This is a genomic window from Streptomyces sp. NPDC001220, from assembly GCF_053597895.1.
Genome location: NZ_JBSFJE010000016.1, coordinates 158,259 through 171,623, shown reverse-complemented (window position 1 = coordinate 171,623; position 13,365 = coordinate 158,259). Strand labels below are relative to the sequence as shown.

At 70.7% G+C, this 13,365-nt stretch carries 11 protein-coding genes and 1 tRNA gene; 4 read left to right on the top strand and 8 right to left on the bottom strand.

Going from position 1 to position 13,365, the window contains the following annotated elements; translation table 11 throughout:
- Nucleotides 1-97 precede the first annotated feature (97 nt).
- The 3 genes from ACWDGI_RS33670 to ACWDGI_RS33660 form a co-directional block, all read right to left on the bottom strand.
- The gene (locus ACWDGI_RS33670; RefSeq protein ID WP_450765598.1) at nt 98-2,014 is read right to left on the bottom strand and encodes a hypothetical protein; all 1,917 of its coding nucleotides are present in this window, start codon (nt 2,012-2,014) and stop codon (nt 98-100) included.
- A 105-nt stretch (nt 2,015-2,119) separates the two neighbouring features.
- Entirely contained in the window at nt 2,120-2,338 is a 219-nt protein-coding gene (locus ACWDGI_RS33665; protein WP_382540914.1) for a hypothetical protein, read from the bottom strand.
- A gap of 69 nt (nt 2,339-2,407) precedes the next feature.
- A complete protein-coding gene (locus tag ACWDGI_RS33660) occupies nt 2,408-2,623 on the bottom strand; it encodes a hypothetical protein (RefSeq protein WP_207921928.1) in 216 nt (71 codons plus the stop codon).
- A 227-nt stretch (nt 2,624-2,850) separates the two neighbouring features.
- On the opposite strand from ACWDGI_RS33660, the gene ACWDGI_RS33655 reads away from it, so the two are divergent.
- Both ACWDGI_RS33655 and ACWDGI_RS33650 read left to right on the top strand, forming a co-directional pair.
- A complete protein-coding gene (locus ACWDGI_RS33655; protein ID WP_450765595.1) occupies nt 2,851-3,249 on the top strand; it encodes a helix-turn-helix transcriptional regulator in 399 nt (132 codons plus the stop codon).
- A 163-nt stretch (nt 3,250-3,412) separates the two neighbouring features.
- Nucleotides 3,413-3,664 (top strand): hypothetical protein, encoded by a 252-nt coding sequence (locus ACWDGI_RS33650; protein ID WP_450765593.1) that lies wholly within the window; start codon nt 3,413-3,415, stop codon nt 3,662-3,664.
- A gap of 326 nt (nt 3,665-3,990) precedes the next feature.
- Here the strand turns inward: ACWDGI_RS33650 and ACWDGI_RS33645 are convergent, their stop codons facing one another.
- From ACWDGI_RS33645 to ACWDGI_RS33635, 3 genes are all read right to left on the bottom strand, one after another.
- The gene (locus ACWDGI_RS33645) at nt 3,991-5,259 is read right to left on the bottom strand and encodes an MFS transporter (protein ID WP_450765591.1); all 1,269 of its coding nucleotides are present in this window, start codon (nt 5,257-5,259) and stop codon (nt 3,991-3,993) included.
- Nucleotides 5,260-5,316: 57 nt separating this feature from the next.
- Entirely contained in the window at nt 5,317-5,718 is a 402-nt protein-coding gene (locus ACWDGI_RS33640) for a hypothetical protein (protein ID WP_450765589.1), read from the bottom strand.
- A gap of 265 nt (nt 5,719-5,983) precedes the next feature.
- Nucleotides 5,984-6,066: transfer RNA gene (locus ACWDGI_RS33635), tRNA-Leu, on the bottom strand.
- Between the two features lie 652 nt (nt 6,067-6,718).
- On the opposite strand from ACWDGI_RS33635, the gene ACWDGI_RS33630 reads away from it, so the two are divergent.
- Nucleotides 6,719-7,492: an ABC transporter ATP-binding protein gene (locus tag ACWDGI_RS33630; RefSeq protein WP_450765587.1), complete on the top strand. Its 774-nt coding sequence runs from the start codon at nt 6,719-6,721 to the stop codon at nt 7,490-7,492.
- Nucleotides 7,492-10,020 carry an ABC transporter permease gene (locus ACWDGI_RS33625; RefSeq protein WP_450765585.1) on the top strand — a complete coding sequence of 843 codons (2,529 nt, stop codon included), beginning with the start codon at nt 7,492-7,494 and terminating at the stop codon, nt 10,018-10,020. Before ACWDGI_RS33630 ends, ACWDGI_RS33625 begins: the two co-directional genes overlap by 1 nt.
- A 61-nt stretch (nt 10,021-10,081) precedes the next feature.
- Here the strand turns inward: ACWDGI_RS33625 and ACWDGI_RS33620 are convergent, their stop codons facing one another.
- Nucleotides 10,082-11,371 (bottom strand): class I SAM-dependent methyltransferase, encoded by a 1,290-nt coding sequence (locus tag ACWDGI_RS33620; protein ID WP_450765583.1) that lies wholly within the window; start codon nt 11,369-11,371, stop codon nt 10,082-10,084.
- 268 nt (nt 11,372-11,639) lie between these two features.
- Nucleotides 11,640-13,019, bottom strand: a complete 1,380-nt coding sequence (locus ACWDGI_RS33615; protein WP_450765581.1) for an NAD(P)/FAD-dependent oxidoreductase — start codon at nt 13,017-13,019, stop codon at nt 11,640-11,642.
- Between the last annotated feature and the right edge of the window lie 346 nt (nt 13,020-13,365).

The following is a 13,365-nucleotide window of genomic DNA, read 5'->3' as shown; positions in this document are numbered from 1 at the left end:
GCGGTAGGTGGTTCGGTGGCCGTGCGCGGGCCGGCCGCGTGGTGGTGGCCGGCGGCGCGGCCCGCGCGGTGGCCGTACGACGGCCCGGGGCCGCTCGTCAGGACGTGGCCGGGGCCGGGGAGCTGGGCGGGTCGCTGGCCGGCGGCGGGGTCGGGCTGGGCGGCGGGGACACCGGGACGCTCTCCGACGGCGTGGGCGACGGCTCGGGCTCCGTCGTGCCGGGCCCGTCGGACGGCGAGGGCACCGGATCGGCGACCGTTCCCCCGCTGGACGGCACCGGCGACCTGGAGGCACCGTCGCCGGGACCGCCGGGTACCGAGGCGGACGGCGACGCCGAGGCGGACGCCTGGCGCGAGGACTCCGTCGGCGAGGGCCCGGCGCCCGCCCCGCCCGAGGCGGCCGGCGCACCGGCCGACGGGTCCGACGGGCTGCCGGATCCCGTCGGGCGGTCCGGGGTCGTGGCCTGCCGGGCCGGCGGTGCCTCGGTCGGCACCCCCGGCTGCAGGATCGGCGCGATCGGCGGCTGCTTGGGCAGCGGCTTCGGCGTCACCCCGGACACCCAGGCGTAGCTGAGACCGGTGAGCCCGGCGAGGGCGACGGCGCAGACCGCGAGCCGGAGCCCCGGCCGGCCCGCCGTGGTGCGTTTCGCGGCCCGGATGATCCGCCCGCCGATCTTCACGGACAGATAGACGACACCGGCCATCGGGCACAGCAGCATCACGCTGCCGATGGTTCCGACCAGCCCCTCGACGATCTTCCCGTCCACGAACGCCGAGCCGGTGCCGACGAGTTGCTCGGTCAGGGAGCGGGTCATGGTGGTGAGGATCCGCGGCAGGTTCCACAGCGCGTACCCGAGTTCGCCGATGATCAGCGGGACCATCGTCAGCACCCAGGTGGCGACGATGGCGCGCGCCGACTTCTTCAGCCCGGCGACCTCCTCGCGGGCCTTGTCCCCCCGTGGGCCCGGCACCAGGGCCAGCAGGATCGGCTTGATCTTGCCGTACAGGTCCGGGACCCCGGCCAGGTCGCCGAGGATGTAGTAGCCGTCCAGCCGTACGGCCGGCATCAGCTGTTCCAGGATCTCGAAGTGCCCGAGGTAGACCGTGGCCAGGAAGAACTGTGCCCCGGTGGCGAAGTAGGCACCGGCCATGGCCAGCATGAAGACGATGTTGAAGTAGACGCCGCCGAGGTCGGTGCGGAGCCGGCCGGCCCGGCCGATCCGGTAGACGTCGGTGACGTCGGTGTACATCGAGGGCCAGATGAGGAAGAGCCCGCACCCGATACAGCCGGGGCGGGCTCCGCCGTATCTGCACGCGGAGGCGTGGCCGAACTCGTGGAAGACGAGGGAGGCCACCGTGAGCACGAAGACGACCAGGATCAGGACGGGCTGGTCGAGCACCTCCAGGACGGGTTCTATCGCCCCGAAGAACCCGAACAGCCAGACGTCCATGCCGACGACCGCGGCCAGCACCAGTGCCACCACCACCGGTCGGTGCAGCCAGGCCAGCGAACGGGCGATCTTCGCCGTACGCCGCTCGTCGAAGATCACCCGGTGGCCCTTGAGGGCGAGCAGCAGGTCGGAGCGCGGGGCGTCGACCTCGTCGTCCTCCTGGCCCTCCGGGACCGTCACTCCCAGCGGTTCGAGCTTCTTCTCGACGAGGTAGCGGATGTTCTCCCCGCTGACCTCGCGGCCGAAGCGGGCGCTGACCCGGTGGGCGATGGCCTCGGCATCGCGGACGCCGTCGACCGACGACGCCACCAGGTACAGCAGCCTGGACAGCTGCACGACCTGCCCGTCCCCCCGACGGGCGATGTACTTGGACTCGGTGAATCCCGACCCCTGGTACTCGCCGTGCAACCGCAGTCCCGCGCTCAGCCTCGGGATCGGCGACGGCGGGTCGACCACCGGCAGGCTGCCCGTCGCGACCTGCTCGTAGGTGACCGGCCAGCCGCCGGGTCCGGGCACCGGGCCCGTGTCGTACAGTGCGGCGGTCCCGTCTCCGAGCACCGTCATGTCTGGTCTCCCCCCGGATCCCGCATGCAGTTCCCCCCCTTGGCGCCGGTCCGGCGCCGGCCGCGAGCGCCACCGCCGGGGCGACGGCGGTGGCGCTCCCGGGGACTACTGGGTGACGCTGATCGTCTGCGCGGCCTGCGAGGTGGCGGCCGACCACGAGGAGTGGTCGTTCAGGGCGGCGGACTGGTTGGACGCGTCGATGTTGGCGATGTGCTTGGTGACGTTGACGGTCTTGCCGAAGCTGAACTTCAGGCGGCCGAGGGCCTCACGGCCCGGCAGCAGCTCGGCGGACTCGTTCTCCAGCTCGTTCATGTCCATGCTCATGACGGATGTCCTTTCGTTTCGTGTGCGATGAGGTCGAGGTGGGCGCCGGCGCCGGGCGCCGGCGCGGTGTTACTGGGTGACGCTGATGGTCTGGGCGGCGCCGGAGTCGGCCACCGACCACGACGAGTGGTCGTTCAGGGCGGCGGACTCGTTGTGGGCGCTGATGTTCGCGACGTGCTTGGTGACGTTGACCGTCTTGCCGAAGCCGAACTTCAGGCGGCCCAGGGCCTCACGACCCGGCAGCAGCTCCGCGGACTCGGCCTCGAGCTCATGGGCGTCCATCATGATCGCTTCCCCCTCAGGGATAGACATTTCCGATCGGACCGAGTCAGGTTCCCCCCGGACTCTGTCCAATCTGGTCGGACGAGCTGTCCAACGAGATTGGACACTAGGGCCTCGGAGACCCCTCGCGCAACCCGTTCGGGAAATCACCCTCTCGGCCGATCGCGGTCACGACCGTAGAATCGGCGCGACATGGCGGACTCCGCAGGCGGCGAGCAGGAAGTGACTCAGTGGCCAACGCACTGCAGCAGTTGATCCGTGAGCACCTCGACCGCAAGGGCTGGTCCTACGGTGACGTGGCGCGGCGCGGTGGTGTCCCCCGCTCCACGGTCCACCACCTGGCCACCACCGAGCGGGTGGTCCGCATGCCCCAGACGGCGACCCTGGAGGGCCTGGCCAAGGGCCTGGAGCTCCCACTGGAGAGCGTGCGCCGGGCCGCCGCCGAGGCGTGCGGGATCCACGTGTACGACACCTCGCCGGACGCCGGCGCGACCGGCGGCGCCGCCGACCCCGAGGTCGCGCTGCTCATCGCGAGCGTCCAGAAGCTGTCGGCGGACGACCGCCGCCATGTCACCGCGCTGGTCGAGTCCCTGCTGGACCGTTCCTCCGGGCCCGCCAAGGAGAAGTGACCGCCACCGGACGGCTCCTCGAACGCTCTCGGACGGTCTTTCGCCAAGTCGGAAAAAGAATCCGACTCCGCACGAAACCGTGAAGATCCAGGACTAGTCTCTCGTCCTGCCCGGGACGCGAGAGCCGCACGACCACGGGCTCTCAGGGGGAAATGTGTTGTTCGTGCACGGCGGACCGGCGACGGCCGTGGTCCGGGGACCCGACGGCGAGTCCGTCGTCCTGCTGTCCGGGGAACTGCCCGAGGTGCTCACCGACGCCTCGGTCACCGAGCTCCTGGACCTGGCCGCCGCCATCCTGGACACCGGTGAACTCGCCCTCTTCGGGGAATGCCTGCACGCGTTGCGCCGCAACGGCATGCGGGCGGGCCGCCGCATCGAGGTCGACGGCGCGGTCCTGACCGTCTACGAGGGGTGAGCCGACCCGGCACCCGGGCAATGCCGCCATTCGTGTCTCCGCGCCGCCCGGGCCGGCCCCGAACCTCTCCAGCGCGGCCCGGTCCTCGGCCACGGCGGCGGCGACCGCGCCGGGCCGGCCGGCCAGGTGCCCCCGCATCTCCGCCCTGTCGCGCAGCAGCCGGGCGCACCGGTGGCTGTTGCCGCGCGGGCCCGGCGTGTCGCAGCTGAGGCCGACCGGCTCCGCACCGGGTTCGGTGATGGTCGCCCTGCCCGAGAAACCGAAGACCTGGTGCGCGGCCGTCACCAGGGGCCGCAGGACGGACCAGCTGGTCCGTCAGTCGGTGGTCAGTCCCGGGTCAGTTGGTGTCCGGCCGCGTCGGCGGTGTCCGGCACCGCCTCCCCCTGGCCGGCCAGGGTGCGCTCACCCCAGCGCACGACCGGCACCATCGCCAGGCCCGCCGCGACGAAGAGGGCGCCGAGCAGGATCCAGCCGGGCGCGCCCCAGTAGACGAGGAGCCCGGTCAGCGCGAGCGGGCCCACGATCTCGGCCACCGTCAGCCCCGACCCGAAGAACGCCTGGTACTGGCCGTGCTTGCCGTCGGGGGCGAGCCCGAAGCTGATCTCCCAGCTGCCGGCCATCTGCGTCATCTCGCCCACCGTCTGCACCGCCGCGGCGGCGACCAGCAGCAGCACCGCCGACCAGGCGGAGTCACCACTGCCGGAGAAGGCGAAGACGACGCAGCCCGCGCCGAGCAGCAGCCCGCCGCGCACCACGTACCGCGCCCCGCTCGCCAGGTCGGTCACCCCGCGCGCCACGCGCACCTGGAGGACCACGACGGCGAGCGTGTTGAGCACGAACATCACCGACAGCACCCACTTCGGGGCCTCGGTGTGCCCGACGATCCACAGTGGCAGCGCCACGTCGATCAGCGGCACGTGCAGGACGAGGACCAGGTTGAGGAGGCTGACGGCGACGTAGGGCCGGTCCCGGAACACCGTCTTCGTCCGCTCGCCGTCGGCGGGTGCCGGGGCGGGGGCGATGGGCGGCACCCGCCACAGCACCGCGGCGGCCACCGCGAAGGCCACGGAGTTGAGCGCGAACGCGGCGAGATAGGCGCCCCGCGTGTCGAAGAGCAGCACCACGCCGCCGAGCGCGGCGCCCAGGGAGAGCCCGGCGTTGTAGCCGGCCTGGAGGATGGCGCGGACCTTGGTGAGGTTCTCCTTGGGCACCACCCCGGCGAGCAGAGCCTGCTGGGCCGCGGAGCCACTGCGCTGCCCCACCGCGTACAGGCACGCGGAGAGCACGAACAGCGGGAAGGAGCGCACGACCAGGTAGGAACCGACGGCCACCGCCGCGCACAGGAAGAAGAACACCGCCGTCCCCCGCGCCCCGCGGCGGTCGGCCAGATGTCCCAGCGGCACGCTCACGGCCAGCGCCACCGTCCAGGCGATGGTCAGCCCGAGGCCCAGCTGGGCCGCGGACAACCCGACGACCTGGGTGAAGAACAGCGCCGCCGTCACGTAGTACGCGCCGTCACCGGTCCTGCTGATCAACTGGGCCAGGGCGAGCGTACGCGCCGGTCCGGCCGGAGGGACCAGGTTCTTCGTGTTCACGTGACTCCTTGGGCGGGCCCGCCGGGTCGTGGGCTCACGGTTGCGGTGGGGGGACGGTCATGAGGCGATCGGGCCGAGCGCCTCCGCGGCTGCCGTCAGCCGGGAGGTCTCGTGGAGCGCGCAGAGCGCGAAGCGGATGAGCCCGGAGCCCTTCGCGACGGTCGGGAAGGAGGCGGGCAGTACCAGGACGCCGGCCGAGCGCAGCCGCCTCGCGGCCTCGAACGCCGCCTGCTCGGTGGCGAAATGGGCCCCGCGGACGGGCGAACGCTGCCCGGCACTGACGAGCCGGCCGTCGGTCAGCTCGTCGAACAGAGCGGCGTTCCCCCACCGCCGCTCCTGCAACCCGGCCACCTCGCCGCTCAGGTGCAGCCTGGCCGCGGCCACGTCCTCCGCGAGCAGCGGCAGCATGCTGGAGTGCCCGAAGACCAGCGGGTCGGCGAACTTGCGCAGCGCCCGCACGTCGTCGTGGAACGGGGGCGGTCCTCCTGGTCACGATGGCTCTCGGTGCCCGCGAACGCACCGGTGCGGGCCGGCGTGGGGTGGCGGTCTCGGGCGCGTCGGTGTGCTCCTCGAGCAAGCGGTGCCGCCCGTCGTCGATCGAATCCCGGGCAACCGGCCTCCGGGCCTTCGTCGGTGGGGTCGAAGCGCTACCGTCTGTCGCGACTCGCACGAGGGACGGCGCCGACCGACCTTATCGGCAGGGCCGACGCAATGGCAGCGAAAGTGCCCGGAACCGGACTTGAACCGGTACGCCCGCGAGGGGCAGCGAGGTTTAAGCTCGCCGTGTCTGCATTCCACCATCCGGGCAGGCCATGGGCTTCGCAACGAGATTCCGAGCCTATCGGGAGGCGTCCCCCGAACAGCGGGCAGGCGACCCGATGTTGTCTTATTTTATTGACGTCTGAGGGTGCATCAGCCCCCGGAACGGGCCATCCGCACTTGCCAGTAGCGTTACGCGCGGTGGGTGCACGCGTACGGGGAATGACGGAATTTCACCGTCCGAACAAGGGGGCTCCACCTGTTCTGGACAGATGGGAGCGACTGGTTCCGGATCTGATCCGATCCGATCCGGTTCGGTTCGTTCCGGTTCGGTTCGGTCGGTCAGTCGGTCAGTCGGTCAGTCGGTCAGTCAGTCAGTCGGTCCGGTCCGTTCCACTCAGCCAGTCGCTCGATCCGTCGATCCGCTCATTCGGTCGATCCGCTCATCCGGTCGGGCCGCTCATCCGGTCGGGCCGCTCATCCGGTCGGGCCGCTCTTTCGGTCAGGCCGCTCGATCGGTCGCGCCGCTCGATCGGTCGGTCTAGGGGTCCGCCGTCATCCCCAGGTATGACTCGGCGCGCTCCGGTCCCCCCTCGGTCGCCCCCCGGAACCGGAACTGCGGCTGACTACACGGGCCGCCGCGGCCGGGACGATGGTCACGTCCCCATGAACGCCGTCGTCCCGACAGGAGCACCCTTCCGTGTCCACCACACCCCTCGCCGACCGGCGGACCACCTCCGTGGCCGCTCGCGCCACGGAGCTGTCGAAGATCTACGGGCAGGGTGAGACCCAGGTCGTCGCCCTGGACCGGGTCACCGTCGAGTTCCGGCAGGCCGAGTTCACCGCGATCATGGGGCCGTCCGGCTCCGGCAAGTCCACGCTGATGCACTGCGTCGCGGGCCTCGACACCTTCTCCTCCGGCTCCGTGCGGATCGGCGACACCGAACTCGGCACCCTGAAGGACAAGCAGCTCACCAAGTTGCGCCGGGACAAGATCGGGTTCATCTTCCAGGCGTTCAACCTGCTGCCGACGCTGACCGCGCTGGAGAACATCACGCTCCCGATGGACATCGCGGGCCGCAAGCCGGACCGGCAGTGGCTCGACAGCGTCATCCAGATGGTCGGCCTGAAGGACCGGCTCAGCCACCGGCCCGCGCAGCTCTCCGGCGGCCAGCAGCAGCGCGTCGCCGTCGCCCGCGCCCTCGCCTCCCGGCCGGAGATCATCTTCGGTGACGAGCCGACCGGAAACCTGGACTCCCGCTCCGGCGCCGAGGTGCTGGGCTTCCTGCGCAACTCCGTGCGGGAGCTGGGCCAGACGGTCGTCATGGTCACCCACGACCCGGTGGCGGCGGCGTACGCGGACCGCGTCGTCTTCCTCGCCGACGGCCGGATCGTCGACGAGATGTACCGCCCGACGGCCGAGACCGTCCTCGACTTCATGAAGCAGTTCGACGCGAAGGGCCGGACCAGCTGATGTTCCGCACCGCCCTGCGCAACGTCCTCGCGCACAAGGCCCGGCTGCTGATGACCGTGCTCGCCGTCATGCTCGGCGTCGCGTTCGTCTCCGGCACCCTGGTCTTCACCAACACCATCTCGGACGCCTACCAGAACAGCTCCGCCAAGGGCTTCGACGGCGTCGACGTGGCCGTACAGGCCAAGTACCAGGATTCCAAGGGCGATCAGGTCGGCAAGACCCCCCACCTCACCCAGGCGCTGCTCGACAGGGCCGCGAAGGTCCCCGGGGCCGCCTCCGCCACCGGCGTCGTCTCCGGCTTCACCGCGATCGCCGACAAGGACGGCAAGCTGATCGGCGGCGGCTGGCAGTCCGAGGGCGGCAACTACTGGGGCTCCAAGGACGCCCGCTACCCGCTGGTCGGCGGCCACGCGCCGAGCGGTGCGAACGAGGTGCTGATCGACTCCAAGACCGCCGAGCGGGCCGGCTACCAGGTCGGCGACACCGTACGCATCTCGGTGAACGGCCCGGTCCTCACGCCCACCGTCGCCGGCATCTTCACCACCGACGACGGCAATGTCACGGCCGGCGGCAGCCTCGCCCTGTTCGACACGGCGACCGCGCAGCGGCTGTTCGGCACGAAGGGCGCGTACGACGAGATCGACGTCACCGCGAAGTCCGGCACCGGCCAGGCCGCCCTCAAGGCGCAGCTGGACCGGGCGCTGCCGAAGAAGCTCGTGGAGACCACCACCGGCCGGCAGCTCGCCGACGACCAGGCGAAGGCCATCGCCGCCGGCATGAGCGGCCTGCGCCAGGGCCTGCTGGTCTTCGCCGGCATCGCCCTGTTCGTCGGCACGTTCATCATCGCCAACACCTTCACCATGCTGGTCGCCCAGCGCACCAAGGAGCTGGCGCTGCTGCGCGCGGTGGGCGCCTCCCGCCGCCAGGTCACCCGCTCGGTGCTGATCGAGGCGTTCGTGGTCGGCGCGGTGGCCGGGGTCGCCGGTCTGGTCGCCGGTATCGGCATCGGCGCCGGACTGCGCGCGCTGATGGGCTCGTTCGGCGCGACCGTCCCGGACGGCCCGCTGGTCGTCAGCCCCGGCACGGTGGCCGCCGCCCTCGCTGTCGGCGTCGTCATCACGATGCTGGCCGCCTGGCTGCCCGGCCGCCGGGCCGCGAAGATCCCGCCGGTCGCCGCGATGAGCGCGCTGCACTCGGCGCCGACGACCAAGTCGCTGGTGCTGCGCAACACGATCGGCGCGCTGTTCTCGGCGGCGGGCGTGACGGTGATCCTGGCGGCGACCACGATGAGCGGCTCCGACGGCCAGGCGCCGATGGGCCTGGGCGCGGTCCTCCTGATCATCGGCGTCTTCGTCCTCACCCCTCTCCTGTCCCGTCCGCTGATCGCGGCCGCCGCCCCGCTGCTGCGCGGGTTCGGGGTCGCCGGGAAGCTGGCCCGGCAGAACTCGGTGCGCAACCCGCGCCGTACCGCCGCGACCGCCTCGGCGCTGATGATCGGCCTGACCCTGATCACCGGCATGACGGTGATGGCGGGCAGCCTGCAGAAGTCGATCGACAAGATGGCGAGCTCGGCGATCCGCGCGGACTACATCGTCTCGATGGCCAACGGAAACGCGCTCTCCCCCGACGTGGCGAAGAAGATCGCGGCCGCGGACGGCGTCACCGCGAGCAGCCCGCTGCGCAACGCGATCTCCCGGATCGACGGCGACACCGAGTTCCTCACCGGCGTCAACGGCTCGGCGATCGGCAAGCTGACCGACCTCACGGTGGACAGCGGCTCCTTCGAGGTCGGCGGGTCGAACGTCGTCGTGGACGCCAAGAAGGCCAAGTCGCTGGGCTGGAAGGCGGGTTCGAGCTTCACCGTCCACTTCGAGGACGGCAAGGCGCAGAGGATGACCGTCGCCGGAATCTACGAGGGCAACGAGGCGATCCACGGGATCATGCTCGACAACGCCACTCTCACCCCGCACGTGACCGACCCCGCCGACATGCAGGTCATGGTCAAGACGGCGGACGGCGCGTCGGGCGCGGCCAAGGACGGGCTGGAGAAGGTCCTCGGCTTCAACCCGGCGATCAAGGTCCAGGACAAGCAGGACCTGTCCGACTCCATCGCGCAGGCGTTCACGCTGATCCTGAACATGGTCTACGGCCTGCTCGCGATGGCGGTGATCGTCGCGGTGCTCGGTGTCATCAACACCCTGGCCATGTCGGTCTTCGAACGGCAGCAGGAGATCGGCATGCTCCGCGCGATCGGCCTGGACCGCAAGGCGGTCAAGCGGATGGTCCGGCTGGAGTCCCTGGTCATCTCGCTCTTCGGCGGGGTGCTGGGTCTCGGCCTGGGGGTGTTCTTCGGCTGGGCGGCCGGTCAGCTGGTCGGCGCGCGGATGCCGACGTACGAACTGGTCCTGCCGTGGTCCAGGATGGCGCTCTTCCTGGTCCTGGCCGGCCTGGTCGGCGTCCTGGCGGCCCTGTGGCCGGCCCGGCGCGCGGCACGGCTGAACATGCTGTCGGCGATCAAGTCCGAGTAGCGGCAGGTACGGCGAAGGGGCCCCGCACACATGGTGTGGGGCCCCCTTCCGGTTTCTCGTCCTACCTGTTCCAGGTACGGGCGCGCAGGGGCAGCCCCGACGCACCCGACTCGGGGGTCCTGACGGCCAGCACCTGGTTGACGCCGATCCGGTTGCGTTCGAAGGCGAGGGCCGAGGCGGCCATGTACAGCCGCCAGACGCGGGCCCGGCCGGGGCTGGTGAGCCGTACCGCCCGGCCCCAGTCGGCCTCCAGGTTGACCACCCAGCGGCGCAGGGTGCGGGCGTAGTGCTCGCGGATCGACTCCACGTCCCGCACCTCGAACCCGGCCCGTTCCAGCTGGGTGACGGTGGTGCCGACCGGGGCGAGCTCCCCGTCCGGGAAGACGTAGGCGTCGATGAACCGGTCGACGTGGTAGTCCGCCTCGTCGCGCTGCGGGCGCCGCGCGATCTGGTGGTTGAGCAGCCGCCCGCCCGGCTTCAGCAGCGCGTACAGATCGCTCGCGTACGCCAGGTACTTCTCCGCTCCGACGTGCTCGGCCATCCCGATCGACGAGATCGCGTCGTACGGCCCGTCCCTGACGTCCCGGTAGTCCTGGACCCTGATCTCCACCCGGTCCGTCAGACCCTCGTCCGCGACCCGTTTACGGGCGTATGCGGCCTGCTCCTGGGAGAGGGTGACCCCGACGACGCTCACGCCGTGCTCGCGGGCCGCGTGGATCGCCATCGAGCCCCAGCCGCAGCCGACGTCGAGCAGCCGCTGACCGGGCCTCAGGCCGAGCTTGCGGCAGACGAGTTCCAGTTTGTCGCGCTGGGCGGTCTCCAAGGTTCCGTCGTCCTCCCAGTACGCGCAGGAGTAGACCATCGACGGCCCGAGGACGATCTCGTAGAAGTCGTTCCCCACGTCGTAGTGGTGGCTGATGGCCTGCTTGTCACTGCGACGGGTGTGCAGATGGCGGCGTCTGCGCACCTCCTCGCGGGGCGGGGCCGGCGGGACGGGCGGTCCGGCGAGCTTCAGCAGCTCCCGGGCGGCCGCCCGCACCTCGGGGTCGCGCAGGGCCTGAGCGAGGGTACGGTCGTCCTCCCCGCGCTCCCAGATCAGTCCTGACATCACCGCCAGGGCGCTGTACAGGTCGCCCTCGATGTCCAGGTCGCCGGCGACCCAGGCCCGGGCCAGGCCCAGTTCACCCGGTTTGAACAGCATGTAACGCAGGGCACGGCGGTTGCGGATCACGATCGCCGGGGCGTCCGGCGGTCCGGCCTGTGATCCGTCCCAGGCCCGCAGCCGTACCGGGAGCGGAACTCCCAGCACCTGCTCGGCAACACTCCTCAGCCGCGACGCGGCGTCGGCCATGGCGTACACCTCCAAGACGACGATCCCGGATGCCGGTTACCACGTAAACACCGTGAGGTCAGCATCGCAGTCCCGCAAAGGAGTTACGACTGGGCAAAACAGTTGTAGCGGCCACGCAGTTACGGACGGGTCCGGGAACGCCGAAGGACCTCCCGCACCACGGATGGCGGGAGGTCCTTCGGGTGGTGTTGCGGGAGATCCTCGAGGTGGTCCGACGGCCGAGGCCGGCGGACCGGGACCCGGGAGGCCTTGGCCCAGCAGGCTTCGGCTAGGAGGCCTTGGCCTTCTCCTCGGTCTTCGGGGCGGCGACCGGAGCCGGCTTGGCGGCCTCGTAGAACTCCTCGCGGGGGTTCTCCATGGCGCCCAGGGACACGACCTCGCGCTTGAGGAACATGCCGAGCGTCCAGTCGGCGAAGATGCGGATCTTGCGGTTCCAGGTCGGCATCGCCAGACCGTGGTAGCCACGGTGCATGTACCAGGCGAGACGGCCCTTGACCTTGATCTTCGTCTTGCCCAGGACGATCATCGCGACGCCCTTGTGCAGGCCCAGACCGGCGACCGCGCCCTTGTTGGCGTGGCTGTACTCCTTCTGCGGGAAGCCCCGCATGCCGGAGACCACGTTGTCGCCGAGGACCTTGGCCTGACGGAGCGCGTGCTGCGCGTTCGGCGGGCACCAGGCGTTCTCGACACCGGCCTTGCGGGCGGCGACGTCCGGCACCTGGGCGTTGTCGCCCGCGGCCCAGATGTAGTCGGTGCCCTGCACCTGGAGGGTGGGGGCGGTGTCCACGTGGCCGCGCGGGCCGAGCGGCAGACCGAAGCGGGCGAGCGCCGGGTTCGGCTTGACGCCGGCGGTCCACACGATCGTGTTGGAGTCGACCTCGAGGCCGTTCTTCAGCACGACGTGGCCGTCGACGCAGGAGTCCATCGAGGTGGAGAGGTAGATCTCCACACCGCGGCTCTCCAGGTGCTCCTTGCCGTACAGGCCGAGCTTGGGGCCGACCTCGGGAAGGATCTTGTCGGCCGCGTCGACGAGAACGAAGCGCATGTCCTCGCGGGACACGTTCTTGTAGTACTTCGCCGCGTCCCGGGCCATGTCCTCGACCTCGCCGATGGTCTCCGCGCCCGCGAAGCCGCCGCCGATGAAGACGAAGGTGAGCGCCTTGCGGCGGATGTCCTCGTCGGTCGTGGAGTCGGCCTTGTCCAGCTGCTCCAGGACGTGGTTGCGCAGGCCGATGGACTCCTCGATGCCCTTCATGCCGATGCCCTGTTCGGCGAGGCCGGGGATCGGGAAGGTGCGGGAGACCGCGCCGAGTGCGATGACCAGGTAGTCGAAGGGCAGCTCGTACGCCTCGCCCACGAGGGGGGCGATCGTGGCGACCTTGCGGTCCTGGTCGATGGTGGTGACCCGGCCGGTGAGGACCTCCGCCTTCGGCAGCACGCGTCGCAACGGGACGACGACATGCCGAGGGGAGATGCTGCCGGCGGCGGCTTCGGGGAGGAAGGGCTGGTAGGTCATGTACGACCGGGGGTCGACGACCGTGACGGTCGCCTCGCCGTAGCGCATCTTCTTGAGAATGCGCCGAGCTGCGTACAGGCCTACGTACCCACCGCCTACTACGAGGATCCTGGGACGCTCCGTGGTGCTCATGGCATCGAGTATCCACCCGCCTCAGGGGGGCCGCTCGTGCGCCCCTTCACAAGGTTCCACGGGGGTCGTGCTACACTCCGCCGCCCACGTGACACAGGTCATGGTCGACAGTGGGAACCCACTTCCGATACGACCCGTTGTCAATGCCGCGTGAGCTGCTCCTCCAGACTTCCGCGGGCACCGCGGGGGCACCGGATGTCACCCGCACGAGCACCTCCGCGAACACCCCCGGAACGCTCTCCTGAGCACGCGCTCGGGGCTGTTGAGCCCCCGAACGGGCCAACGGGCCCCCTTGGACCCCCCACCTGCACCGAATTCCTTGTGAAGAACTTCACGAAGTTTCCCG